A 26364-nucleotide genomic window follows, 5' to 3' on the forward strand; every position below is an offset into this window, starting at 1 on the left:
CAAAGCGGATATAAAAACGCCCCCGGCTCCGCACCGGGGGCGTTTGATTTCAGCTGCGGATACTGCGTTTCAGACCCGGCTGGCCAGCAGCGAAGCCGCCGCGCGCGAGGCGCCGGAACCATGCGGGATGTCCAGAGCGGTAAAAGCGGTCTCCATCGCGCCGATGATGCCCAGCACCATATGGGCGTTGATATGCCCCATATGGCCGATGCGGAAATAGCCATCCGCCTCCGCCGAACCGATCTCACCGAAACCGAGCGAAATGCCCAGGGTGATGCCGAGATGCTCGGTCATCCAGTTGCGCAACCGCGTGCCATCCGGTCCGCCGAGGTTCAGCGTGGTCACCGCATGGGACCGGTATTCCGGCTCGGCGATATTGAAGCGCAGATTGCCGCCCTGCCCCCAGGTCTGCACCGCCGCCCAATAGGCGCGCGCCAGGGTCTCGTGCCGGGCCCAGACATTTTCCAGCCCTTCCTCGAGGATCATATCGACCGCCTGACGCAGCCCATAGAGGTGATGGGTCGGCGGCGTACCGTCGAAATATTCATAGAGATGCACCGGCTTGGCGCGGGTTTCCCAATCCCAGTAGGGCGTGCGCAGATCGTTGCCCATGCCGAGCTGACGGGCCTTTTCCGTGAACCAGACAAAGCCCATGCCCGGCGGGGTCATCAGGCCCTTTTGCGAGGCGGCGATCATCACATCGACGCCCCAATTGTCCATTTCGAACCGATCACAGCCCAGGGAGGCGATGCAATCGACCGCGAAAACCGCCGGGTGCCCGGCGGCGTCGATCGCCTTGCGCATGGCGGCAATGTCATTGCGCACCGAGGTCGCGGTATCGACATGCACGGACATCACGGCCTTGATCTTGTGGTCTGTATCGGCCTTGAGGGCTGCTTCCAGCTGCGCCGGGTCGACCGGGGCCTGTTTGCCAAATTCGATCGTCTCGACATCGGCGCCAAGGCGGCGGGCGACATCGGCCCAACCATGGCCGAAATTGCCGGTCAGGCAGACGAGCACCTTGTCGCCACGGGAAATCATGTTGGTCAGCGACGCTTCCCAGAGCCCGTGACCATTGGTGATATAGAGCGCCACATTGCTCTCGGTCCCGGCGATCGTCTTGAGATCCGGGATCAGGCTCTGGGTCAGATCGACCAGCTCGCCGGTGTAGATGTTCGGCGCCGGGCGATGCATCGCCTGCAACACGGGATCGGGAATCACGGAAGGGCCGGGAATGGCAAGATAATGGCGACCGTTGGCAAGTGTCATCTGAACCTCGAGAACTTGGGAGGCCCAAGCGGTAACGCCGCAGCATCGCGGCGTCAATTGTTCCCAAAGTCACATCGGGTCTGCGGCGATGCAATGGCGTGGCCGCACCGAAGCCCCCCCTGTTTGCGCCGCCCGACCGACGCCTCCCGACCCTCGCTTGCCCCATGGCGCAAAGGGCGATAAAGAGGCGCGATCTTCATTGGGAATGGGCACGTATGTTCAAGTCGCTGAAAAAAGGGTTCAAGAAGCTTGAACGCGCCGAGGTCGGCCAGTTCGGCAACGATGTCTCGACCCCGCGCACGCGGCACCTGGCGATGTGGCATTTCCACCTGTTCGATCACGCCTTCCTGCGCGGGCTCTGGACCAATCTCCATGAGATCGCCCCCGGTGTCTGGCGCTCGAACCAGCCCTCGCCCAGGCGCATCGCCCGCTATGCAAGGATGGGGATCAAGACCATCCTGTCGCTCAGAGGCGACAAGGACGTGTCCTTCAACCTGCTGGAACAACAGGCCTGTGATGCGCATGGCATCACCCTGATCACCACCAACAAGGCGGCCGCCCGCGGCGCCTTGGCGGGCAAGGATTATGTCGCGCTGATCGATCTTCTGGCGTCTCTGGAAAAGCCGTTTCTCATCCATTGCAAATCCGGCGCCGACCGGGCCGGTCTTGCCTCGGCGCTCTATCTTCTGCACTGTGAGGGCGCGACGATCAAAGAGGCCAAGAAAATGCTGTCCTGGCGTTTCATGCATCTCAAGAGCACCAAAACCGGCATTCTCGACCATATCCTGCGGCTTTACGAACAAGACGTGGCGGCGCGCGGCCCGATCCCGATCCGCGACTGGTTCGAACACGATTACGACATTCGAAAAGCCAGACAGTTCAAAACACTCCGGTCTTTCCCATGACATCCGACACGCCTCAGAAAAGCCCGGCCCGAGAGCCCAAACCCGGTGTCCGGTCGCAGATCTCGGCGCCCGAGAAAGGCTCGCGCGATCTGATCCGCTGGCTCTGGCGCGATTACCTGCGCCACCATCTCGGCTTTGTCATCCTGGCGCTGATCCTGATGTCGCTCGAAGGGGCGATGCTCGGCGCGCTGTCCTATCTGATCAAACCGATGTTCGACAAGGTGCTCGTCGCCGGACAATCCGATGCCGTGCTCTGGGTGGCACTGGCGGTGTTCGGCGTGTTTTCCCTGCGCGCGCTGGCCTCTTTCGGGCAGCGCGTGATCATGGCGCGCGTGGGTCAGCTGGTCTCCGCCGCGCTGCAAGGCGATCTGGTGCGCCATATGCTGACACTCGACGGGCGGTTCTTTCAGGACAACCCGCCGGGCACGCTGATCGAACGCACCCGCGGCGACAGCGGCGCCGCCGCCAATGTCTGGGCCACCGTGCTTTCGGTGGCCGCTCGCGATGTCATTTCACTTCTGTCGCTTCTGGCCGTGGCCATCTCGGTCGATTGGCGCTGGACGCTGATCGCTGTGGCGGGTGCGCCGCTTCTGGCCCTGCCGATCACCGTGTTGCAAAACCTCGTGCGCCGCACCTCGCGCAGCGCCCGCGAAGCCTCGGCCCGGGTCTCCACCCGGCTGGACGAGATTTTCCACGGCGCCACCACGATCAAGCTCGCCGGCACGGAACGCCGTGAGGCCGGGCGGTTTCAGGATGAAATGTCCGGTATGGTTCACGCCCAGATCAAATCCGTCGCAGGTCAGGCCGGCATTCCGGCGCTGATGGATATCGTCGCAGGGTTGGGTTTTTTCGGTGTGCTGCTCTATGGCGGGCAGCAGATCATCGACGGCACCAAGACCGTTGGTGAATTCATGTCGTTTTTCACCGCCATGGCGCTGGTCTTCGAACCTCTGCGTCGCCTCGGCAATGTCTCCGGCGCCTGGCAGGCGGCACGCGCCTCGCTTGAGCGGCTGCATGCGATTTTCGACGAGCGTCCGAGCATCACCACACCTAAGAAGCCCGCCGCCCTGCCCGTCACCGCCGATCGCGCCGATATCCGGTTCGAGAATGTCGCCTTTGCCTATGCCGATGCGCCGGTGTTGCGCGGCACGACATTCACCGCCGAAGCCGGCAAGACCACGGCGCTGGTCGGCGCCTCGGGGGCCGGCAAATCGACGCTGTTTCACCTGATGACCCGGCTGGCCGACCCGGTGAACGGTCAGATCACCATCGGTGGTGTGCCGACGACCAAGATGGATCTCGTGCAATTGCGCGGGCTGTATTCCGTGGTGTCGCAAGACGCGCTTTTGTTCGATGAAAGCCTGCGCGACAATGTGGTGATGGGGGCCGAGGCCGATGAGGCGAAACTGAAAAAGGCGCTCGATGCTGCCCATGTCAGCGAATTCGCGTTGAAGCTCGATCACGGGCTCGACACGCCGGTGGGGCCGCGCGGCTCGGGACTTTCGGGCGGTCAGCGCCAACGCGTCGCCATTGCCCGCGCGGTGCTGCGCGACCGGCCGGTGCTTTTGCTCGACGAGGCCACCTCGGCGCTCGATGCACAGAGTGAGAAGATCGTGCAGGAGGCGCTCGAGAAGCTGTCCGAAGGCCGCACCTCTCTGGTGATCGCACACCGGCTTTCAACCATCCGCAATGCCGACAAGATCGTGGTGATGGACAAGGGCCGGGTGGTCGATGAGGGCACTCACGACGAATTGCTGGCGCGGGGCGGGCTCTATGCCGATCTCTACCGGCTGCAATATTCCGAGGGCAAGACCGTCAGTGACGGTAGCGCCGGGCGAGCCGTATCGGGTCCGCGCCAAGGCGATACCGGAGAAGACGGAAAAGGTTCCGGGCTCCTTGCCGCCACCAGCCGGATGTTTGGTAACGTGATGGGTCTGTTCGGACGCGCAAAGGACTGAGTTTGATCCGACCCTTGAGCCGCCCGGCGATCTCCACATCTTCCATCAGCGGCAGCTCGGAGAAACCGCCGATCTCGTCGTAAAGCTCGCGCGAGATCAGCAGGGCCTGATCGCCATAGGGAAGGCCAAACCATTTTGTCCGAAGATTGGCCCAGCCGGCGGTGACACGCGGCCCGAGTCCTTCTGCGTCGTGAAATGACAGCGAATAGACCATCGCCTTGTCATAGGCTTTCGCCAGATGCTGCACGGTTTCTTCCGCCCAGCCCTCGGGCAGCCAGGTGTCGGCATGGAGAAACATCAGCCAATCGCCCTCGGCCGCCTCGGCACCGCGTTTGAGCTGGCCGCCGCGGCCCGCCTCACCGATCACCAGTTCGGCACCGACGAAATCGGCCATCTTCTCGACCCCGTCGGAGGAGCCGCCATCGGAAAGGATCAGCTCGCGCACCAGCCCGGCGTCGAGCCCTTCCATCAGGGAAAGCAAGGTGTCGCGCAGCTTCGGCGTGACATTCAGGGTCGGGATGATGACGGAAATCGGCGCGCGCATAGGGGGTCCGGCAAGGTTGCAGCTTCTCAAGTCTTTCCCCCTTCCTATATGAAGGGGGCCAAAAGGGGAAAGAGACCTATGACCGAGACCGCACGCACTGTGATCGAAATATCAGGCGAAGACCGGATGCACTTCCTGCAAGGGCTGATCACCAATGATGTGAAGAGGCTCGAGACGGGGGCACTCTATGCCGCGCTGCTGACGCCGCAGGGCAAGTTCATCGTCGATTTCTTCCTGATCCCCGAGGGGGATGTGATCCTCATGGACGTGCCCGCCAGCGAGGCGGAGGCGCTCCTGAAACGCCTCACCATGTACAAGCTGCGCTCGAAAGTGACGCTGACACCGACGGAGCGACACGTGTCGCGCGGTCCGGGACCGGCGGCGCCCGAGGGCGCCTTTGCCGATCCGCGGGCGCCCAAGATGGGCTGGCGCGCCTATGACGGACGGCCTTCGGAAGAGGTCGACTGGGACGCGATCCGGGTCGCCGAATGCATTCCCGAATTCGGCATCGAACTGACCCCAGACACATTCATCCTCGAGGCCGGATTCCCCCGGCTCAATGGTGTGGATTTCAAGAAAGGCTGCTATGTCGGCCAGGAGGTCACCGCGCGGATGCATCACAAGACCGAGCTGCGCAAGGGGCTCAGAACCGTGTCGATCGAGGGCGCCGCCCCCGTGGGCACGGAGATCAAAACCGAGACCGACAAGACCGCCGGCACGCTGTTCACCCAATCGGGCGGCCAGGCCATCGCCTATCTGCGCTTTGATCGCGCCACCGGTCCGCTCAGCGCCGGGGCCGCGAAAATCACGGTTTGAAGCAACAGTCCCGCTCCTATCCCATCGAGATAGAGGTCGCCTTAACCCGCCCGAAACTCTTGTCTTTGCAAACTTCTTCTGTCCGGGCATGATGCCCGGGCGAATTGGTTAACATTGCACATGCATGTGAGGCACATGCGGGAACAAAAGGCCAGGCGCGCGCGAGCAAGGCAACGGAGGATGGCCGATGACTGAGAAAACCCCTTGTATCATTTGTGTGGCCATTACCGGCTCGCTGCCGACCAAGGCCGACAACCCCGCCGTGCCGATCAGCATCGCCGAACAGGTTGAGAGCACGCATGCGGCCTATGAGGCCGGCGCCTCGATCGCGCATTGCCATGTGCGCGACGACGAGGGCAAGCCGACCTCGGACGTGGTGCGTTTCTCGCGGCTGATGGAGGGCATTCAGACCCATTGCCCGGGGATGATCGTCCAGCTCTCCACCGGTGGCCGCTCCGGCGCCGGCAAGGCGCGTGGCGGCATGCTGACGCTGCGCCCGCCGATGGCGTCCCTGTCGGTCGGCTCGAACAATTTCCCGACCCGGGTCTATGAGAACCCGCCGGATCTCGTCGACTGGCTGGCCTCGGAGATGAAGACCTATGGCGTGAAGCCGGAGATTGAGGCCTTTGATCTCTCGCATATCTACAAGGCGAAACAGATGGTCGACGCCGGAGAGATCGGCGCGCGGCCCTATGTGCAATTCGTCATGGGGGTGAAAAACGCCATGCCCGCCGACAAGCGCGTCTTCGATTTCTATGTCGAGACGGTGAAGCACCTGTTTGGCGAGGATACGCCCTGGTGTGCGGCCGGCATCGGTCGGCATCAGCTCGAATTAAATGACTGGGCGGCGGCGGCGGGCGGGCATCTGCGCACCGGGCTCGAGGACAATATCCGGCTCGATAAATCGACGCTCGCGCCGTCCAACGCCGCGCTTGTAGAGCTGGCCGTCAATGCCGCCCAACGCTATGGCCGGCCAATCGCCACACCAACGCAAGCCCGCAAAATCCTCGGGCTGCGCTCTGGCTGAGACCCGCGACCGAAAAGACTGAGAGAGGCATGGATCTCACGACCCGACTCCAGGAACTCGGACTGGACATACGGCGCCTGACCCGGCTGCAGGGCGGGGATCTCTCTGAGGTCTTTCGTCTTGAAACCGCTGACGGAACGCTCGTTGCCAAGTCCGGCCCGCAGGTGGGCATCGAGGCCCGCATGCTCGAAGCTCTGGCCGCGGCGGGCGCCCCCGTACCTCGCGTCCTGCAGGCAACCGACACGCTCCTGATCATGCAAGACCTGCCAGAGGCCCCGGCCACGCCCGAGGGCTGGCGCGCCCTGGGCCGGGCGCTCCGTCAGATGCACGATCTGGAGGGCGCCGCATCGGGTTGGACCGAGGATTACGCCTTTGGCGCGGTCCGGCTCGACAATCGCCCCACCTCCGACTGGCCCCTGTTCTGGGCCGAGCGACGGCTCCTGCCCTTCGCCAGGACCTTTCCCGATCTCGCATCACAGATCGAACAGCTCTGCACCCGCCTGCCCGATCTTTTGCCGGCCCGCGCCACCGGGCTTTTGCACGGCGACCTCTGGTCTGGAAACCTGCATTTTTCCAGCGCGCCAGGTGACAGTTCGGGCGGCTATTTCATCGACCTGGCCTGTTACCACGGTGATGGCGAGGTCGATCTGGCGATGCTGCATCTCTTCGGCACACCGGCACCGGCGTTTTGGGACGGCTATGGCGCCCCTGCCACGGGATGGCAAAGCCGGATGGGCCTCTATCAGCTATTTCCGGCACTGGTGCATCTCAGGCTGTTCGGCGCCGGCTATCGCGGGATGGTGGAGCGCTGTCTCTCGGACGCGCTCATCGCCTGACGCGCATCTTCAAATAATGATGGTGGCGCATTCCAGCGCGCATCCGGCGACACAGAGCGTATTGCCCTTGCAACCGCGTGCGCATTCCAAAAGGCATTTCCCGGCATCTTCGGGGGTGCGCAGGGTCGGGTCGAGTATGGTCAGCTCCGGCACCTTGTCGGGGCCGATGATGACACGCGCCACCTCTTCATCATCGTCGGCGAGCAATATGGTGATCTCGGTATCGCTGTCGATCCGGGCGCGCAGGCCGCGACCGGTGTCCTCATCGATCGCGGTCAGCGTGTAGGTCAATTTGTGAGTGGCTTCGGTGATTGCGGTCATGACATCCTCCTCATCTCAGATGAGTCGAGTGTTCCCGAGCTTCCGGATATTTACCTTGATCTGGCGCCACGCCCCCTCCTCCGGAACGAGAAAAGGCGACCCGAGGGGCCGCCTTTGCACAAATTATGGTCCGGTCAGAGCACGCGGACGCGGACGCATTCCGAATACGCCGTCGCGCCTCAGGCGCGTTCCGAATATTCCATGGTCTCGGTGTTGACGACGATCTCCTCGTCGGTGCCCACGAAAGGCGGCACCATGACGCGCACGCCATTGTCGAGGATCGCCGGCTTGAACGAGTTCGCGGCGGTCTGGCCTTTGACGACCGGCTCGGTCTCGACGATCTTGCAGGTCACTTTCTGCGGCAGGGTCGCGTTGAGCGCCTCTTCCTCGTAGAATTCGACGACGATGGTCATGCCATCCTGCAGGAAGGGGCGACGCTCGCCCAGAATGTCGGCCGGGATCGTGACCTGATCATAGGTCTCGGTGTCCATGATGTTCAAAAGGCCGTCGCTCTCATAGAGAAACTGCATGTCCTTTTGTTCGAGACGCACGCGCTCGACCTTGTCGGCGGAGCGGAACCGTTCGTTGAGCTTGCGCCCGTCACGCAAGTTCTTGAGTTCGACCTGAGCAAAGGCACCGCCTTTACCGGGTTTCACATGGTCGACTTTCACAGCGGCCCAAAGGCCCCCGTCATGTTCCAGCACGTTGCCGGGGCGGATTTCGTTACCGTTGATTTTGGGCATGTCACTAAACCGTGGCGATTGGTTGAAGAAAGATCAGCGCACCCTATATCTGGACAGTCGCAAACTGGCAAGGCGCTCGACACCGCCCCGATCAGCACCGGGGACGGCGGGGCACACAACTGAGGGCAGGCACCCGATTGGAGACGAGGCAGATGTTAGCGCCGAAAGGCATTCGCGAAACGCATAAGTGCTATGCATTTGCGCTGTATCCGAATCGTCACAAAGGTGCCATAAAGCGCCGCACGCCAGAAAGACAAGAGCAATAATATAAGGAAGACCCATGGCTGAGTTCGTGGACGGCACCGCATTCAACTATGAGCAAGGAACACGCGCCCGCAAGCTGTTTGCGGCTGTTGTGTTGGCTGCGCTCGATGATGCGATCGCCGATGACAAAAAATATGGCAATGGTCCGGAACAGATCGCACGCTGGGCACGCTCCCGCGATGGTCGTGAAGTTCTGTCCTGTGCCGGGATCGACCCGTGTGAGCGCGTCGTCTCCGGTCTGATGGAATTCGTTTCCAAAGGCATCCGCACCTCTGTGGCGCTGTCGCGCGAGGAAAGCGAACGCCGTCACGCACAAGAGGCTGCCGAAGCCGCGTAACCCCCGTTGCCGATTATTGAACAAGACGCGCCATGCTGCTCGCTGGCGCGTCTTTTCGTTTTTGGGCATGCTGTGGTCAACGCACACAGGAGCAAGGACCCCGGCCATGACGAGTAGGACGAAAAAGATCGACATCTCCGCCATCCCCGCGAAGACCGGTACGCTTTATCCGCCGCCGCATCACACGGGCACCCGCGACCGGGTGAAACGCGCCCTCGGCGATCAGGCGGGGCTGACGCAATTCGGGGTCAACATGACCACATTGCCGCCCGGCTGCGCCTCTGCCCTGCCGCATTGGCATGAGAAAGAGGATGAATTCGTCTATATCCTGGCTGGCCATCCGACACTGGTCTACGGCGACAGCGAAGAGCGGCTCGCTCCCGGTGACTGCGCCGGGTTCAAGGCCGGTGAAGAGATCGGCCATTGCCTGCGCAACGACACCGAGAGCGATGTCGTGGTGCTCGAAGTCGGCTCGCGCAAGGACGGCGAACGTGCCTTCTATCCCGGGCTTGACCTGATGGCCGATACGGCCAGCGCGAATTTCTACCATCACCTCGATGGCACGCCTTACGAGGACATCCGCCGCCGTGGCCCGGGGGAAGACTGAGCGAAGACTGAGCGAGGCCTGATCCCCCTTCCCTCTCCCGTGCCCGTGACATAGTCAAAGGGCAAAGGAGAGGCAGATGACCAAGGCGATCATGATTCAGGGCACCGGTTCCAATGTCGGGAAATCCATGCTGGTCGCCGGCATCTGTCGTGCCTTCGCCCGGCGCGGTCTCAGGGTCGCACCCTTCAAGCCCCAGAACATGTCGAACAATGCCGCCGTCACCGAGGATGGCGGCGAGATCGGTCGGGCACAGGCGCTTCAGGCCCGTGCCTGCCACCGTGCGCCTCATACCGATATGAACCCGGTTCTGCTGAAACCCGAAAGCGATACCGGCGCGCAGGTGGTGGTGCAAGGCCATCGCGTCGGCACGCTCAGGGCCTTTGACTACGGGCGCGAAAAGCCCAACCTGCTGCCGAAAGTTCTGGAGAGCTTTCATCGTCTTGCCGAAACCGCCGATCTGGTGGTGATCGAGGGCGCCGGCAGCCCGGCGGAAACCAATCTGCGCGCCGGCGACATTGCCAATATGGGCTTTGCCGAGGCCGCGAACATCCCGGTGGTTCTGGCGGGCGATATCGACCGTGGCGGTGTCATCGCCCAGATCGTCGGCACCCATACGGTGCTCGACGCGGCGGATCGCGACCGGATCAAAGCCTTTCTCGTCAACAAGTTCCGGGGCGATGTCCGGCTCTTTGCCGAGGGCACCCGCGAGATCGCCACGCGCACCGGCTGGGCCGATCTCGGCACTTTGCCGTGGTTCCGGGACGCGCATCTCCTGCCCGCCGAAGACGCGGTCGAAATCCGCTCCAAAGGTGACGGGCGGATCAAGGTGGCCGTGCCGATGCTCTCGCGCATCGCCAATTTCGACGATCTCGACCCGTTGGCCGCCGAACCGGAAGTCTCGGTCGAGATGGTGCCCCCGGGCACGCCCCTGCCCGGTGACGCCGATCTCGTGCTGATCCCCGGTACGAAATCCACCATTGCCGATCTCGCCTTTTTCCGGACGCAGGGCTGGGACATCGATCTCATGGCGCATGTGCGGCGCGGCGGTCATGTGCTGGGGATTTGCGGCGGCTATCAGATGCTCGGGCGCAGCATTGCGGACCCGGAGGGGATCGAGGGCGCCGCCGGACGGCATGAGGGTCTGGGGCTTCTCGAGATTGACACGGTGATGACGCCGGAAAAACGGCTCGCCAATGTCACCGCGAGAGATCTCGCTTCCGAGGCCTCACTCACCGCCTACGAGATCCATATCGGCCGCAGCGAGGGGCCGGATACGGCACGGGCCTGGCTCGAGGTTCAGGGCCGGCCCGAGGGCGCCGCCTCGGAGACGGGCCGCGTCATGGGCTGCTACCTGCATGGGCTGTTCGCCTCGGACGCGTTTCGCCAGGCCTATCTCAACCGCTTCGGGGCCGTCGGGACGGGGATGAATTTTGACAGCACGGTCGAGGCCACGCTGGACGCGCTGGCAGATCATATCGAGGCGCATCTCGATCTCGACCGGCTCTATGAGCTGGCGGGAACGGTTTGAGCCCTTTGGGGGACATTGGCCTTCTGGGCGCGGGACAAGGCCGAAGACCGCCGCGCCTGCGCCTGCCCGTCCCGGCGGGCTGGTCACGGCTCAGCGACAGAGAGGCCAATGTCCCCTCCACCCGCAAAACGGACAATCAATGACCTTATTCGAACTCGCGCAGGGTGAGCGCGCGCTGCACTTCGCGGCGCACCAGACGGCGGAGATTGCGGGTGATGCGCTCGCCCAGCTCGCCCTGCAATTCCTCACGGATCACCTGCGCCACCAGATCGCGCAGCGCGTCCTCGTCCATGATGTCCTCGTCGGCATAGCCGGCCAGCGCCAGCTCTTCCTCGAGACTGGGGTCGGGATCATGCGCCACTTCGGCCTCGGCACCGAGATCCTCGACCGTCTCGCTATACGCTTCCGAGAAGGCCTGTTCTTCCAGATCAGCCAGTTCCGCGTCGGCAATCTCTTCGGCCCCCGGGATCTCATCCGTCTCGGAGGCAGGATCGTCAACGGCCACGGCCCCGAGCGCATCTGACTGCTCTGTCGCGGGCTCGGCCGCCTGTGCCGGAATCTCCTCGATCACCTCGGCATCGTCGATGTGATCCTTTCTGTCACCAGCGCTGTCATCGGCATCCTGGGTCATCGCGGCCTCACTCTCGTCCCGGGTGCGGAAATGGAGCACCCGCGCTCCGGTTTCGGTAAAGGCGCGTGGCATTGCGCGCGGGATCTCGGCCTCGAGATCCTCGGACCCGTCGGGCTCCCAATCTGTCATGCCCTGCGCTCCAACCGCCGCTTCCAACTCGGCGATCCGCTGTTCCAGCGTCAGCCGCGCGGCATGGGCCGCCGCCTCTTCGGCAGGCGTGTCATCGAGCTCCGGGTTCCAGCCATCCGTTGGCGCGGCGGCAACCTCTTGCGGCCCGTCGGCCCGCAGCTCGGCGCCAAGCTCGAACGGTGTCTCCGCCGGCGTCTCAGCAGCCGGTGCGCTGCCGGCTCCGGTCTCCGCCAGGTCCGTCTCTGGCAGATGCACGACCAGTTCCGGCGACAGGACCAGCGGCATGGCCCGCTCCGGCTCGGCTGTCGCGCGCCCCGGCTTCGCCTGAGATGCGGCAGCTTCGGCAGGGCCGTCGCGCTCGGGCCCATCGCGCTTCGGAGAGCCCGGCTGGACCACACGGAAATTCGGTGTCAGGACCAGCGCCTCGGCCGGCGCGTCCTTCTCCTGCCCCAGAGCTTCCACTTGAACGCTGTGCTGCTGGGCCATATCGGAGGCTTGTTCAGGAGTGGTTTCGGGGGTGATCTCTTTCGACCCGGTCATCGCCTCTTGCAACAGGGCGAGCACATCGGGGCGGGGCATGGAGCGATTTTCGGCGGGAGTCTGTTCCCGACGCGCCTGGCGCATTGCCGCAGCGTGCCCCGGGTCGGTCTGACCATGAGTCTCGGCAACGAGCCTGCGGATCGAGGCAAGCACATCGTCCGTATCAATATTTGTCATCGGATCAGACATACCGACTCCCTCACACTACCTCTGATGGTAGCCAGCTTCGCCTTTGCACACAATAAGCTGTTTGTGGCTTTCGATTTCAGCTCTCGCGCGCAGCCTGAGATTCGTCTGGAATTTCAGCGCGTATACAGGCTCATATCAAAGAGCCCGCCAAAACGAAAACCCCGCGCAATCTGCGCGGGGCTTCCTCAATCCTGTAAGCGGTCGCTTATTTCTTCAACAGGCCTTCGAGCACCCGGTCGAGTTTTTCGCCCTGCGGGCTGACATACCGGGTCGGCGCGTTTTTCACCGCGTCGTAATAGGCCGCCGGATCGTAAACCGGCACGTTGAGCTTCAGGCTCTCGACCGTCAGCATGCCCAGCGATTGCAGCACGGAATAGGATTGCGTCTCGCGGGCGATCCGGGCCTGAATGGCGGAGACCTGCGCATCGAGAAGATCCTGTTCGGCACTCAGCACGTCGAGCGTGGTGGAGGCACCGAGATCGGCCTCTTCCTTCACGCCGTTATAGGCAACGCGCTGTGCCTGCACATAGGCGTTCGAGGCCTGCTCGGACGCAGCATAGACCGAGAGCATCGCCCAGTTGGTGCGCACGCCCTGCTCCACCTCACGGGTGGTTTGCAACAGCTCGGCACGGGCGGCATCGCGATTGGCGATGGTTTCGCGCACGGCCGAGGAAATCGAACCGCCGGCATAGATCGGTCCGGAGACACTCAGCCCGAAGCTGGTGCCGTCGGTGCCGGTGTCGAACGCGTCACCGAATTGTTCCTGCACCGTACCTGAGACGGTGGGCAGCATGTTGCGTTCAGCGATCTCGACTGCCAGATCCTGAGCCGCCGCCTGATGCTGCAGACCGATGATCCCCGGGTGAGACCGCTTGGCGATGGTCACCGCCGATTCCAGCGACTTCGCCGGCAGGGTGATATTGGGCGGGCTCGACAGCGAATTCGGATAATGGCCAATCGCGACCTTGTAGGTCTCGCGGGCCGCCGAGAGCGTGCCACGGGCAGAGGCCAGAGCAGCCCGGACCGAGGCCAGCTGCGCCTCATATTGCGCCACTTCGGTGCGGGTGATCTCGCCAACTTCGAACCGGTCCTGAGCGGCACGCAGGTTCTGCTGGTTCAGACGTACGGCACTGTCGCGCAGGTTGACCAGAGCCTGGGCCTCGCGCACGCCCTGATAGGCGTCGACGGCGCTGGCGAGAACCGTCTGCTCGACATTCACCAACCCGGCACGGGTGGCCAGAACCACCTCTTTTTGCACATCGACGGACAGCTTGTTGCGCCCGAAAGTGTAGATATCCATCGAAGCAATGAAGCTGAGCGTATCCGACCAGTCGCTCCAGGTGTTCCCCGTTTGCGGCGAGTTTTCGGTCCCGAGCGAGTAGTTGTAACTCAGGCTCGGACGCAAAGCCGACAGCGCCGAGGCGACACCTTCGTCGGCGGCGCGCAGCGTGGCGCGGTTCTGTTCCAGAAGACCCGAATTCTTGTAGGCCGAGGCCAGCGCATCGCCGAGCGTTTCCGCCCAGGCGCCCAGCGGCCCCGCCATCATCCCCAGCGCCGCAACACCGGCGAGAAGGGTTCGGTTGATTTTTTTGCTCTTGCTCATTGGCCTCATGCCCCTTTGTTATCTTCGAACGCCGGGGCCGTCCCGGCCTATCGCGCGTTCTGCATCAGAGCGCGAATTCCGCGCGTTTTTCAAACCCCGGCAGCACGGGCGCCGTGGCGTTGAACGCCATGCGCCAGGAAATCTCACCGTCAATCTTGTACCCAATACGCACAATGCCAAGGGCTCCGTCGAGGAAAATAGCACAGATGCGACCATTTTCCTTCACTTGTGACAGAATACCCTCGGGCATTTCTTCAACACCCCCTTGCAGGATCACGACATCATAGGGACCGTGCTGCGGCGCGCCTTTGGCGATCACACCGGTCTCGATCACCACATTGTCGGCTTCGGCAGCGGACAGCGCGGCGGCGGCCTCCTTGGCCAGCGCCTCGTCTTCCTCGACCGCGATCACGGTCTGCGCCATCCGCGCCATTACCGCGGAGGAGTAGCCAAGGCCACAGCCCAGATCGAGCACCAGCTCGTCATCCTGGATATTCACCGCATCGAGCATTTTCGCCAGAACCCGCGGGTCGAGCACCACGCGGCCGTTGCCCAGCTCGACATGTTCGCCGACATAGGCGCCTGCGCGTTTCGCATCCGGCACGAAATTCTCGCGCGGGACGGTGAGCATGGCCTCGATGATCGGGAATTTGGTCACATCGGAAGGACGAACCTGCGTGTCAACCATGGTGGTGCGGAGCTGGGTGAAATCGGGCATGTGCTGAACTCTTTCGTTCAAGGGTGTTCCCGGGTGTTTTGCCACAAGCCTTCGCCATGGGCAACATGTCAATGCATCTGCAAAATCCGGAAACCTACGCAAGAGCAGGGAAATATTGACCGCGCCGCGCAATTGCGCGCAGCAACAGCCTCACAAGAAAATATGACACGCCATCAGGCACATGTGGACCCGGCCCTGCCATGCAGACCCCGGTTGGCTCTGGGCAACATTCAAACTGGGCAACTCATATCAAACCGAGCCCCCAAGCTTCAGTAAGCCGCACATTTTCCAGCAAACAAAAATGCGTTCTCGCACAGATTTTTGGCCCCGCATCTTGCCGCCAGCATTACGTTTGGCATATGCGCGTATTTTCACGTAAGACATGGCGGACAAATATCCTATCCGCATTCATTGATCGGATCTCTGAGGGAGTTACCTAACATGTTAGAAAGTAGATACATTTTCATTATGGGCCCTCCGCGTTCGGGGACGACAGCCCTAACAAGAATGCTGATGAATTCTCCAGAGGTATTGCTTGCGGATGCCGACGCAATGGGCACATCGGTGGGAAAACCCACCTACGAAAGCGGCATCTTTACACGCCCACTCTCAGATACTGAAGTTATGGAGAGGTTTCAGCGCCTTGACGGAAAAGCTCCTTTTATTCTGGAGAAAACACCAACCCATATTGAGCATATGGACCGGATCCGAAATCTTTTTAAAAACGCTCGCTTTTTAATCACCCACAGAGAACCCTTCAGCTGCATGCTGTCTTGGAAGGTTGCAACACGAACATTCATACAAGATTCCGGAACTTGGGGCGCGGCGTGTCACCGATGGAAAACTGCCACGGAAGTTCTGATCAAAAACCACAACAACCCGAGTGTCATGCCGATTGATTTCCACGACTTCATGTCAGGCACAGAACAGGTGGGATCAGAAATTTTTACTTGGCTTGGACTAAACGAAAACAACTTGCAGCCATGTCTTGAAAAAATGAAGGATGAAACGCGTGTGCGTGTCCCTGGAGTGGTGGGCGAAAGTGTGACGGGACAGAAAACACAGCTAAACTGGAAAGAAAAGGCAAGCGTATCGCTAATTTGTCGCCGCACGGAAGCGCGCTGGCAGGCAACTTTTCGCCCACGATGATAGCGGAAACGACGCTCCCTCCGCGACCTGTCGAAGCCGCAACTCAAAGAGGGCCTTCGTTCGCCGGGACATCACCGAGGGGGCCACTTATGATGACGCCCCAAGCGCATCTGAGACAGGATAATGCCCATCCGTGGGGCGCGGTCGGGCATGACATGCCGTCCCCTCCGGGGGTCAACACCCAAGCGCGACAGAAACGCGGGCGAGAACGGGAAAACCAAAACGTGAATGCGTGGCAGAAGCCCTTGCGCTTCCCGCGCGAGTCATCTAAACGCCTGCAATACCACATCGGCGGCGAGTTGGCGGAGTGGTGACGCAGCGGATTGCAAATCCGTGTACACCGGTTCGATTCCGGTACTCGCCTCCACTATCCTCCATATCCCATATCCCCAGTATCGCGACGGTGTTTTTCCGTCTTATCGAGACGGTGAGATCGCTGTGGCCTGCGCCTGTTTCGTCCTGCTTGCGCGAACGGTCTCGCACAGTTCCCCTGTTCGCCCCAATTCTACTCCCCCCCGGCTTGCAGCGATTCCGCGTAGAATCCGTGCATTCTTCACGGAGCAGCGCTCAATCTTGCGCCAGACAGGGTCCTGCCGCCGGAGATCGCCGCTCGCGCATTGCCTCTCATCGCCCGGCCCCGCTTCCTGAAGCGGCATAATAATGACAAACAATGAGAAAACTTATGACTGACAGCACAACGGGCGCCACGCCCGTCTCGACCACGCCCGTCCTATCGGTGCGCGATCTTTCCGTCGCCCTGCCCGGCAATCACGACCGCCCCTATGCGGTGCAGGATATCAGCTTCGATCTGATGCCCGGCGAAATCCTCTGTATCATCGGCGAGAGCGGCTCCGGCAAATCGGTCACCGCCAATACCGTCATGGGGCTTTTGCCCGATGTCATGACCATCGCGCGGGGCAGCATCGAATTTCAGGGCCGCTCCCTGCTCGATCTGCCCGAAAGCGAGCTGCGCAAGCTGCGTGGCCGCGCCGTCTCGATCATATTTCAGGACCCGCTTTCGGCGCTCAATCCGCTGATGAGTATCGGCGATCAGATCCGCGAAGTGCTCGACACGCACAATATCGGCACCAAGGAAAGCCGCACCGAGAAGGTCGTCGAGATGCTGACCGAGGTCGGCCTGCCCGATCCGCTGCTGATCCAGCATCAATACCCGTTCCGTCTGTCGGGCGGCCAGAGACAGCGGGTGATGATCGCCATGGCACTGGCGCTCGACCCGGACATCCTGATCGCCGACGAGCCGACCACCGCGCTCGACGTGACGACACAGGCGCAGATCCTCGATCTGATCGCCCGCATCCAGCAGCGCAAGGGCATGAGCGTCATGTTCATCACCCATGATTTCGGCGTGGTGGCCGAGATCGCCGATCGGGTGATCGTGATGGAAAAAGGCCATCTGGTGGAACAGGGCCCGGCGCGACAGGTGCTCGACGCCCCCGCGCATCCCTATACGCAAAAGCTGATTGCCGCCGTGCCCACCATGCGCGAGGTGGATCGCGCCCGTGCCGAAACCCGGCCCGTCGCCCTGAAGGTAGAGAACCTGCACAAGACCTATCGCACCCGCAGCGGCTTTCTCGGCCGTATGCGCGAGGTGAAAGCGGTGGATGACATCAGCTTCACCCTGCACAAGGGCGAGACCATCGGCATCGTCGGCGAGAGCGGCTCCGGCAAATCCTCCATGGGCAAGGTGCTGATGAAACTGATCCCCGCTGACAGTGGCGAGATCCGGTTTCAGGGCGAAAACACGCTGGCGCTCGACGAGGAAAATTTCCGCCCGCTCCGCCCCCGCATCCAGATGATCTTTCAAGACCCCTATGCCTCGCTCAACCCGCGTTTCACCATCGGTCAGGCGCTGACCGTCGGGCCGATCGCCCATAGTCTCCTGACCCGCGAGGATGCCCGCAAACGCGCCGAGGAGCTTCTGGAACTGGTCGGGTTGGACCCTTCGGCCTTTGACCGCTACCCGCATGAATTCTCCGGCGGCCAGCGGCAAAGGGTCGGCATCGCCCGGGCGCTGATGTTCGATCCGGAGGTGATCGTCGCCGATGAGGCGGTCTCCGCCCTCGATGTTTCGATTCAGGCCCAGGTGCTCGAATTGCTCGACAAGATCCGGCGCGAGCGCAAGCTGGCCATGGTCTTCATCACCCATGACCTGCGGGTGGCGAGCCAGATCAGCGATGAGATCATCGTCATGCATCGTGGCAAGATGGTCGAATACGGCCCGCCGTCACAGATTTTCCAGACCCCACAGCACGAATATACCCGCTCTCTGATCGCGGCGATTCCCGGTGCTTCCGCGGCCTAGGCGCGCTCTCATGACATCTAGACATGGCAGGGGCGGCTTCGGCGGCCCCTTCTTTTTGCCCGGATTTTGCGCAACCTGTGGCCATTGCCCGCATTTCCCACATCGCGAATGAATGAAAAACAGGCAGTAGTTGTTTTTCACAACTTCTTAGTTGTGTTTCACAACTTAAATCTTGCGCCACGGTGATGCGCCCCGAACCATGAAGGAAAGATGACAATGAAGAACCGCACTCCGATGACCGCCAGCACAGCGCAGAACACCGGCTCAGACAGGCCCGAGGAAGATCAGCCGATCACCCTCGCCGGCCTGCATATCGACGTGCTCGATGGCGCGTTCAGCTGGTATATCCGCTCGCTCGATTCGGTGGTGTCGCGGGATCTCGACCGCCGCACCGCGCATCTCGATGTCGCCAAGGGCAAGGGCAAGATCACCGCGCTTTTGCTGGTCGATGACTACCCGGGCATCCGCCCGTCGCAGATCGCCGAGGTGCTGATGCGCGACCGCCCGGCCACCGGCCGCATCCTCGACAATCTCGTCAAGGCCGGCGACATCCGCCGCGAGGCCGATGCCGAAGATCAGCGCGCCCAGGCGCTTCACATCACCGACAAGGGCCACGCGCTCGCCGAAGAGGTGCGCGAGATCATCCGTGCCCAGGAAGAGGAATTCTTCGACTTCATCGCCCCCGAGGACCGCGTGCAATTCATGCGCATCCTCAAACGCACCTATCTGAACATGAGAAAGAAACTCGAATGACCGAGACGCGTATCGCCCTGATTTCCGGTGCCAACCGAGGCATCGGTGCCGCCACCGCCCAGCGCCTGTTCGAGGCCGGATGGTCGCTCTCTCTGGGGATGCGCAATCCCGCCTTTCCCGACTGGGCCAAAGGCATCGCCGGCGCCGAAGAGCGCATTCACCTCGCTCCCTATGACGCCGCTGATCCCGAGAGTGCGACGATCTGGGCCGCCGGGGCCATGGCCCGTTTTGACCGCATTGATGCGCTCGTCGCCAATGCCGGCATCATGATCCCGAAAACCGTCATCGAAATCGAAGACGATGAAATGGCCCAGCTCTTGGAGATCAACGTCCAGGGCCCGCGCCGTCTCGCCGCCGCCTGTTGGGACGCGCTCGGCGCCTCCGGCAAGGGCCGGGTGATCATCCTCGGCTCGCTGTCGGGCAAGCGGATCAAATCCGCTCGCTCCGGCGCCTATTCCGTTTCGAAATTCGCCGCCGTCGGTCTGGCGCATGCGCTGCGCCACACGGGGTTCGAGGCAGGTATCCGCGCCACCGCCGTCTGCCCCGGCTTTGTCGCCACCGACATGGCCATGGCACTGACCGACCGTGCCGCCACGGCAATGACCGATCCTAAGGACCTCGCCAGGGTGATCGAAATGCTGATCGAGCTGCCCAATGAGGCGAGCACCGCGGAATTCTGCGTCAATTGCCAACTCGAGGAGAGCTTCTGACATGCCCGGCCCCTTTGTTGTCCCCGTCCATGGCGATCTGGACCTGCCGAAGAAAGTCGATGTAGTGATCATCGGCGGCGGCATCATCGGCACATCGGCGGCACTCGAGCTGGCCGATCAGGGGCTAAGCGTCGCGCTGTGCGAGAAAGGCGGCATCGGCCACGAGCAATCGAGCCGCAACTGGGGCTGGGTGCGGATCACCCGGCGCGACCCGCGCGAGATTCCGCTGATGGCCGAAGCGCTGCGGATCTGGCCGGGCCTGGCGGAGCGTACCGGGAGGGACCTGGGCTACAAACGCGCCGGCATCGCCTTTGCCTGTGCTTCGGACCGCGAATACGCGGAGCACGAACGCTGGCTCGAGCACCTGAAGGACTATCAGTTCGACAGCCGGATGCTCTCCCCGGAAGAGTTCCACGAGATGACGCCGGGCTCGAAGATGGAGATCAAAGGCGCGCTCTATACGGCCGAGGACGGTCGCGCCGAGCCGCAAAAGGCCGCGCCGGCACTGGCCGAAGCGGCGCGCGAGCGGGGCGCGCATATCCTCACCGAATGTGCCGTGCGCGGCATCGAGACCTCGGGCGGCAAGGTCTCCGGCGTGGTCACGGAACGCGGCGAGATCGCCTGTGAACAGGTGCTGCTCGCGGGCGGCGCCTGGTCGAGCCTGTTTGCCCGCAACACCGGGCTGCGCCTGCCGCAGCTCAAGGTGAAGAATTCGGTCATTCGCACCAAGCCGCTCGAAGGCGGGCCGGAACACGCGATCTGGTCGGAAGGTTTCTCGATCCGCAAACGTCAGGACGGCGGCTATACGATCGCCGACGGGTTCCGCAACATCGTCGACATCGTACCCGACAGTTTCCGCTATATGCGTGAGTTCCTCCCGGCTCTGGGCGCGGAATGGAAATCGCTGATGCTGCGCTTTGGCGGGCGGTTCTATGACGAGGCGCGCCTGCCCAACAAATGGCGTCTCGATGAGGCGAGCCCGTTCGAATACAACCGCGTGCTCGATCCGAAACCGGCTTTCTCGCTGCAGGACAAGGCCCTGGACAATCTGCGCAAAGCCTTCCCCGCATTCGAGAAAGCCGAGATCGCCCAGCGCTGGGCCGGGGCGATCGATGTGACCCCGGATGCGATCCCGGTGATCTCGCCGGTGGAGCAAATCCCCGGCTTCTACATTGCCACCGGGTTTTCCGGGCACGGCTTTGGCATCGGGCCGGCGGCGGGCCGTCTCGCGGCCGATCTGGTCGCCGGGCGCGCGCCGCTCGTCGACCCGAGCCCCTTCCGCTTCACCCGTTTCAGCGATGGTTCGAAAATCGAGATCATCAGCGGGTTCTGATGCGTCCGCGCCCTCCCCTCGGGCGCCGCAAATGGCGGTACGCGAAACGCAAGCGCGTGCTGCTCCTCCTCCAACTTGCGACACAACAGGGAACTGAAAATGACTGACGATAAGAAGACAGATTTCGCACATCCCAATCGCCGCCAGGCTTTGATGATGATGGGGGCCGCCGGCGCTGCCGGAGCCGCCGGGCTCATGGGACCGATGGCCATCGGTCGCGATCGCGCCTTTGCCGCCAATGCCGACGCGTCGGGCCAACTGGTTCTGGCGTTTTCGCAGGAACCCACCGTGTTCAACCCCTTGATGCCGCATATCGAGGTGGATGAGGGGCTCTATTATGCCGTCTACGATCCGCTGTTCGATTTCGACCCGGCGGGCGAATTCTTTCCGATTCTGGCCGCCGAAGTGCCCACGGTCGCCAATGGCGGGATTTCCGCCGACGGGTTGAAATGGCACCTCAAGCTGAAAGACGGCGTCACCTGGCACGACGGCACGCCCTTCACCGCCGAGGATGTGAAATTCTCGCTCGAACTCACCGTCGATCCGGAGTTCCGCTCCTTCCGGTCCACCGGTTACAAGCTGATGCAGAACATCACCGTGATTTCGGACACAGAGCTGAGCTGGGAGATGAGCGAGCCTTTTGCGCCGATGGCGGCGATTCTCGCCTCGACCTATATCGTGCCGAAACATGTGTTCGACGGCGTCGCCGACAAGAACGAAACCGTGCTCAACACCGCGCCGATCGGCACCGGTCCGTTCAAGTTCAAAAATCGCATGGCCGGCGATCACATCGAGTTCGAGGCCAATGCCGACTATCACATGGACGGGCCTTTCCTCGAGACGCTGATCATCAAATACGTGCCCGATCTCAACGTCATGTACACCCAGTTCAAATCCGGCGACATCGACGTCATCGGCTTGCAATATATCACCCCGGATCATCTCGCCGAGGCGGAGACCCTCGACGGCAAGGTGGTGAAAGTGACGGGTCGGGCCACCTTTGAGTCGATCGGGCTCAACATGATGCGGCCGCAATTCGCCGATCTCGCGGTGCGTCAGGCGCTTTACATGGCGATCGACAAGACCTCGATCATCGACGCGCTCTATTACGGCGTGCCGACCCCGACCGAGACCTATATGCCACAGCAATCCTATTACTATAATCAGAGCCTGCCCAAGCATGAGTTCAACATCGAGGCGGCCAATGCGCTTTTGGACGAGGCGGGCTGGGCCAAAGGTGCCGACGGTATCCGCGCCAAAGACGGCGTGCGCCTGGCCTTTTCCAACTCCACCACGGCAGGCAACCACCTGCGTGAACAGGCCCAGCAGTTCATTCAACAGACCTTCGCCATGATCGGCGTCGAGATGGAGATCAAGAACTTCCCGCCCGCCGTCATGTGGGGCGACTATTGGATGAATTCCGAGTTCGACTCGGTGATGGTCGGGCTCAACACCCTGGCCGGCGCCGATCCGGACACCTCGGATTACTTCATGTCCACCATGTCGCCGGCCCGCGGTGGTTCGGGGCAGAACACATTCGCCTATCAGAACCCTAAGGTCGACGAATTGCTCACCAAGGGCGCGGCCAATTTCGTGCCCGAGGAACGCAAGGCGATCTATGAGGAAATGCAGGCGGTGATGCGCGAGGACCTGCCCTTCCTGCCGCTGTTCCAATATGCGGTGATCAAGGGCTGGAAAGACGATGTGACGGGTCCGGCGCCCAACGTCAACAACCGCATCGACACCTGGAACGTGCGCGACTGGGCCCGCACCTGATCAGACCCTGATCCGCACCAGACCCATCCCGGTCCACATGGGTCCCTTGCGCGCGGGCTCCCCTTCCCCCGCGCGCCTCGGCCAGCCGCCTCCCTTCGGCTGGCCACCTAAGCCACACCCCGCTGTCATCGCACGCCACACGAAAAGGACGCCCGCCATGCTGCGCTATCTTCTGTCCCGCTTCGGCCAGAGTCTCATCCTCCTGCTGATCGTTTCCTTCATCGGCTTTGCGGTGCTGACGCTGGCCCCCGGCGGGCCGCTGTCGCAATTCGCGCTCAGCCCCGGCATGACTCAGGAACAGATCGACAAGATCGCCGCACAGATGGGGCTCGACCGCCCGGTGGTGGTGCAATATTTCGACTGGATCACCCATCTCGTCATGGGCGACTGGGGCACCTCTTACCGGGACGGGCAATCGGTGCTGCATGTGATCGGCAGCCATCTTTTCGCAACGCTGCTCCTGATGGGCACGGCGACCACGCTCTCGGTCTCTCTGGGCAGCTCGATCGGCATTTTCAGCGCCCTGCGGCGCGGCTCCACCTTCGATTACACGATGACCGTGCTGGCGATGGTGGCGCTGTCGATCCCGACCTTCTGGTTCGGCCTCATCGCCATCTACCTGTTCTCGCTCAATCTCGGCTGGTTGCCGGCGGGCAATATGTACACGGTGGGCGATGGCTCCGTACTCGATTACCTGCGCCACCTGATCCTGCCCGCCGCCGTTCTGGCGCTGGTCGATGTGGCGATCTGGAGCCGCTATATGCGCACCTCCACCCTCAATGTGATCAATCAGGATTTCATCCGCACCGCCAAGGCCAAGGGCCTGCCGCGGCGCCGGGTGGTGATGAAACATATCGTCGGCAACTCGCTCGTACCGATGATCACCCTGGCCGGTCTGCAATTGCCGATGGTGCTGGGCGGCGCACTGGTCACCGAGACCGTGTTCACCTGGCCCGGCATGGGGCGGCTGTTTCTCGATAGTCTCGGCTATTCCGATTACCCGGTGGTCATGGGGCTTCTGATGGCCTCGGCCATGCTCGTCCTGGTCGGCAATCTCGCCGCCGATCTCATCGTCGCGCTGATCGATCCGCGCATCCGCCTCGAGTGATCTAGAAAGGCCCAGCCATGACTGCTGTCACAACCACACCGCCCGCCCGCAGCCCCCGGATCAAATCCCGTGCCCTGCGCCGTTTTCTGAGCCACCGCCTCGCCCTCATCGGGTTGATCATGGTGCTCACGCTCACCGCGGCCTGTTTCATCGGCCCGATGCTCCTGCCCTATGACGAGCTCTATATCGACCTGCTGGCGCGGTTTTCGCCGCCCGGCACCGGCGGGCATATCTTTGGCACCGATCCGCTGGGCCGCGACATCGCCGCGCGCCTGTTCCATGCCGGGCAAATTTCCATGGCCGTCGGCTTTGCCGTGATGTTGATCGCCACCACCATCGGCTCGGTGGTGGGGGTGGTCTCCGGCTATTACGGCGGCAAGGTCGCCGCCGTGCTGATGCGCGTGGTCGATGCGTTTCTCTCCTTCCCCTCGGTCTTTCTGCTTCTGGCGCTGGCGGCCTTCATCCAGCCCGGTCCGGTGATGATCGCCCTGATCATCTCGGCCACCAGCTGGATGGAAGTGGCGCGGATCGTCGAGGCAGAGGTCAAATCCCTGCGCAATCAGGATTTCGTGCAGGCGGCACATATGCTCGGGCTTTCCAACCGCTGGATCATGTTCCGCGAGCTCTTGCCCAACGCGATCGGCCCAATCATCGTCGCCGCCACACTCACCGTGGCCCGCGCGATCCTGCTCGAAGCCTATATCTCATTCCTCGGCTACGGCATTCAGCCGCCGCTGCCGAGCTGGGGCAATATGCTCAACGGCGCGCAGCAATATCTGCAATCGGCGCCCTGGCTCGCCATCGTACCCGGCGTGGCGATCACCATCGCGGTGACCGGGTTCAATTTCATCGGCGACGGGCTGCGCGACGCCTTCGACAGCCGCAGCCACGGCCAGTGAGCGGGAGACAGAGATGGCTCCGAAGTTTTCCCCATTCAAAGACACGCTCTGGTATGCCACCGCGCCCGAAGCGCCGCAGACCCGGCCGCTTCTGGGCGAGGTCACGGCCGATGTCTGTATCGTCGGCGCCGGCTATTCCGGGCTGACCACGGCGCTCGAGCTGGCGCGTCAGGGCGTCTCGGTGGTGGTGCTGGAGCGCGAAGAGATCGGCTTTGGTGGCTCCGGCCGCAATGCCGGGCATTGCACGCCGACCTTTACCCATTACAGCCTGCCCGAGCTCCACAAGGTGCTTGGTGCGCCCTGGGCCGAACGGCTGATCCATCGCCAGACCCGCGCCAATGACAAGGTGAGCGAGATGATCGCCCGCTATGGCATCGATTGCGAATGGGAACAGAATGGCTATGTCCAGGGCGCGCTCTTCCCATCGCATCTCAAGACGCTCGAGCGACAAGTCGAGAGCTACAACGCCGTGGGCGCCCGCACCCGGCTGCTTGACCGTGACGAAGTGCGCGAGGTCACCGGCTCGGCGCGCTTCTATGGCGGCTGGATGCACGAGGAGGCCGGCGGGCTGAACGCCCTGGCCTATGCCCGTGGCCTCGGTCGCGCCGTCCTGTCCGAGGGCGGGCAGATCTACACCGGCTCCGGCGTGACCGGCTGCGACCGCGAAGATCAGGCCTGGGTGGTCAAGACCCAGCGCGGATCGGTGCGCGCGGAAAAGGTGATCTACACCACCGGCGCCTATACCGTCGCGGGCTGGCCCAGGCTCGACCAGACCTTCCGTATCATGCGGGTGTTCGTCGCCGCGACCCAACCCCTGTCGCCTGCCTCGCAAGCCGTGGTCCTGCCCAAGCGCACGACGATTCAGGACGGGCGCGGCGACATCTATGTCTACAAATACAACCGTGAAAACCGCATCGTCGCCTCGATGTTCCCGATGGGCGCGCGCGGCCGCGATCCCGCCTATACCCGCAAGGTGCTCTCGGACCGGCTGAAATGGCTGCATCCCGATCTGCGCGAGGAGCTCAGATGGGAGTTCTTCTGGTATGGCGAGCTGGACATGCAGCGCCGCACCGTGCCGCGGCTTTACGGCCTCGCCCCCGGGGTGGTGGCGATGACCGGGCTGTCGGGGCGCGGCGTGCCCACCGGCTCGATGATCGGCGGCATCCTGTCGGACTGGGCCATGGGTGTGCCGGAGGCCGATCTGGATCTCAGGCTCGAACCCTTGAGCCGGCAACCACACTACATGCGGATCGCACCACAGGCCGCACTCCGGGGATACCGGCTCCGCGACGGGCTGCGCGCCCTGCGCCAGCGCGCGCCCCTGCCACCACACGCATAAGCATTCAAC

23 protein-coding genes, 1 tRNA gene and 1 pseudogene are annotated in these 26364 nt (G+C 62.6%); 18 read left to right on the plus strand and 7 right to left on the minus strand.

From position 1 onward, the window contains the following. Positions 1–69: 69 nt before the first annotated feature. On the minus strand, positions 70–1269 hold the full coding sequence (locus BM151_RS08280; RefSeq protein WP_090059916.1) for a pyridoxal-phosphate-dependent aminotransferase family protein: 1200 nt from the start codon (positions 1267–1269) through the stop codon (positions 70–72). A 215-nt stretch (positions 1270–1484) separates the two neighbouring features. Here BM151_RS08280 and BM151_RS08285 point away from each other — a divergent pair, with 215 nt between their 5' ends. Together BM151_RS08285 and BM151_RS08290 are read left to right on the plus strand one after the other, a co-directional pair. After that, a complete protein-coding gene (locus BM151_RS08285; protein WP_177213067.1) occupies positions 1485–2174 on the plus strand; it encodes a phosphatase domain-containing protein in 690 nt (229 codons plus the stop codon). Beyond that, complete coding sequence (locus BM151_RS08290) at positions 2171–4132, plus strand: ABC transporter ATP-binding protein (RefSeq protein WP_425429536.1); 1962 nt, start codon at positions 2171–2173, stop codon at positions 4130–4132. Before BM151_RS08285 ends, BM151_RS08290 begins: the two co-directional genes overlap by 4 nt. Here the strand turns inward: BM151_RS08290 and BM151_RS08295 are convergent. Next, a pseudogene (locus tag BM151_RS08295) lies at positions 4059–4676 on the minus strand (glycosyltransferase); the annotation flags it as partial. The gene BM151_RS08290 and the pseudogene BM151_RS08295 sit on opposite strands and share 74 nt — an antisense overlap. A gap of 78 nt (positions 4677–4754) precedes the next feature. Between BM151_RS08295 and ygfZ the strand changes: the two are divergent. The 3 genes from ygfZ to BM151_RS08310 all read left to right on the plus strand — a co-directional run bounded on the left by ygfZ (position 4755) and on the right by BM151_RS08310 (position 7355). Then, complete coding sequence (gene ygfZ / locus BM151_RS08300) at positions 4755–5492, plus strand: CAF17-like 4Fe-4S cluster assembly/insertion protein YgfZ (protein ID WP_090059923.1); 738 nt, start codon at positions 4755–4757, stop codon at positions 5490–5492. A 187-nt stretch (positions 5493–5679) separates the two neighbouring features. After that, entirely contained in the window at positions 5680–6519 is an 840-nt protein-coding gene (locus BM151_RS08305) for a 3-oxoadipate:acetyl-CoA acetyltransferase (protein WP_090059925.1), read from the plus strand. 29 nt (positions 6520–6548) lie between these two features. Next, positions 6549–7355 (plus strand): fructosamine kinase family protein, encoded by an 807-nt coding sequence (locus BM151_RS08310; protein ID WP_090059927.1) that lies wholly within the window; start codon positions 6549–6551, stop codon positions 7353–7355. Positions 7356–7364: 9 nt separating this feature from the next. Here the strand turns inward: BM151_RS08310 and BM151_RS08315 are convergent, their stop codons facing one another. Together BM151_RS08315 and efp are read right to left on the minus strand one after the other, a co-directional pair. Beyond that, positions 7365–7676, minus strand: coding sequence for a hypothetical protein (locus BM151_RS08315; protein ID WP_090059929.1), 312 nt, complete (start codon positions 7674–7676; stop codon positions 7365–7367). Positions 7677–7855: 179 nt separating this feature from the next. Beyond that, entirely contained in the window at positions 7856–8419 is a 564-nt protein-coding gene (gene efp / locus BM151_RS08320; protein WP_090059931.1) for an elongation factor P, read from the minus strand. A 280-nt stretch (positions 8420–8699) separates the two neighbouring features. Between efp and BM151_RS08325 the strand changes: the two genes are divergently transcribed. The 3 genes from BM151_RS08325 (at position 8700) to BM151_RS08335 (ending at position 11155) form a co-directional block, all read left to right on the plus strand. Beyond that, positions 8700–9020, plus strand: coding sequence for a DUF6280 family protein (locus BM151_RS08325; RefSeq protein WP_090059933.1), 321 nt, complete (start codon positions 8700–8702; stop codon positions 9018–9020). Between the two features lie 106 nt (positions 9021–9126). Further along, entirely contained in the window at positions 9127–9627 is a 501-nt protein-coding gene (locus tag BM151_RS08330) for a cupin domain-containing protein (RefSeq protein ID WP_090059934.1), read from the plus strand. A 76-nt stretch (positions 9628–9703) separates the two neighbouring features. Beyond that, the gene (locus BM151_RS08335) at positions 9704–11155 is read left to right on the plus strand and encodes a cobyric acid synthase (RefSeq protein WP_090059936.1); all 1452 of its coding nucleotides are present in this window, start codon (positions 9704–9706) and stop codon (positions 11153–11155) included. A gap of 145 nt (positions 11156–11300) precedes the next feature. Here BM151_RS08335 and BM151_RS08340 read toward each other — a convergent pair whose 3' ends face one another. The 3 genes from BM151_RS08340 to BM151_RS08350 form a co-directional block, all read right to left on the minus strand. Then, complete coding sequence (locus tag BM151_RS08340; RefSeq protein WP_090059938.1) at positions 11301–12644, minus strand: hypothetical protein; 1344 nt, start codon at positions 12642–12644, stop codon at positions 11301–11303. Positions 12645–12849: 205 nt separating this feature from the next. Continuing rightward, entirely contained in the window at positions 12850–14247 is a 1398-nt protein-coding gene (locus BM151_RS08345; protein WP_090059940.1) for a TolC family outer membrane protein, read from the minus strand. Between the two features lie 64 nt (positions 14248–14311). Further along, a complete protein-coding gene (locus BM151_RS08350) occupies positions 14312–14965 on the minus strand; it encodes a protein-L-isoaspartate O-methyltransferase family protein (RefSeq protein WP_090059942.1) in 654 nt (217 codons plus the stop codon). Between the two features lie 513 nt (positions 14966–15478). Between BM151_RS08350 and BM151_RS08355 the strand changes: the two genes are divergently transcribed. From BM151_RS08355 to BM151_RS08400, 10 genes are all read left to right on the plus strand, one after another. Further along, entirely contained in the window at positions 15479–16114 is a 636-nt protein-coding gene (locus BM151_RS08355; RefSeq protein ID WP_177213068.1) for a sulfotransferase family protein, read from the plus strand. 293 nt (positions 16115–16407) lie between these two features. Continuing rightward, positions 16408–16481, plus strand: a tRNA-Cys gene (locus BM151_RS08360). A gap of 315 nt (positions 16482–16796) precedes the next feature. Then, the gene (locus tag BM151_RS08365) at positions 16797–18437 is read left to right on the plus strand and encodes an ABC transporter ATP-binding protein (RefSeq protein WP_090059946.1); all 1641 of its coding nucleotides are present in this window, start codon (positions 16797–16799) and stop codon (positions 18435–18437) included. Between the two features lie 216 nt (positions 18438–18653). Next, complete coding sequence (locus BM151_RS08370) at positions 18654–19190, plus strand: MarR family winged helix-turn-helix transcriptional regulator (RefSeq protein WP_218151346.1); 537 nt, start codon at positions 18654–18656, stop codon at positions 19188–19190. Further along, a complete protein-coding gene (locus BM151_RS08375; protein ID WP_090059948.1) occupies positions 19187–19900 on the plus strand; it encodes an SDR family NAD(P)-dependent oxidoreductase in 714 nt (237 codons plus the stop codon). Before BM151_RS08370 ends, BM151_RS08375 begins: the two co-directional genes overlap by 4 nt. Before the next feature lies 1 nt (position 19901). Beyond that, entirely contained in the window at positions 19902–21233 is a 1332-nt protein-coding gene (locus BM151_RS08380; protein WP_090059950.1) for an NAD(P)/FAD-dependent oxidoreductase, read from the plus strand. Between the two features lie 99 nt (positions 21234–21332). Next, positions 21333–23009 (plus strand): peptide ABC transporter substrate-binding protein, encoded by a 1677-nt coding sequence (locus tag BM151_RS08385; RefSeq protein WP_090059952.1) that lies wholly within the window; start codon positions 21333–21335, stop codon positions 23007–23009. Positions 23010–23166: 157 nt separating this feature from the next. Beyond that, positions 23167–24117, plus strand: coding sequence for an ABC transporter permease (locus tag BM151_RS08390; protein ID WP_090059954.1), 951 nt, complete (start codon positions 23167–23169; stop codon positions 24115–24117). A 17-nt stretch (positions 24118–24134) separates the two neighbouring features. Then, positions 24135–25016 carry an ABC transporter permease gene (locus BM151_RS08395; RefSeq protein ID WP_090059956.1) on the plus strand — a complete coding sequence of 294 codons (882 nt, stop codon included), beginning with the start codon at positions 24135–24137 and terminating at the stop codon, positions 25014–25016. A 13-nt stretch (positions 25017–25029) separates the two neighbouring features. Then, entirely contained in the window at positions 25030–26355 is a 1326-nt protein-coding gene (locus BM151_RS08400; RefSeq protein ID WP_090059958.1) for an NAD(P)/FAD-dependent oxidoreductase, read from the plus strand. Positions 26356–26364: the final 9 nt, after the last annotated feature.

This window comes from Celeribacter neptunius, from assembly GCF_900113955.1.
Taxonomy (GTDB): Bacteria; Pseudomonadota; Alphaproteobacteria; order Rhodobacterales; family Rhodobacteraceae; genus Celeribacter; species Celeribacter neptunius.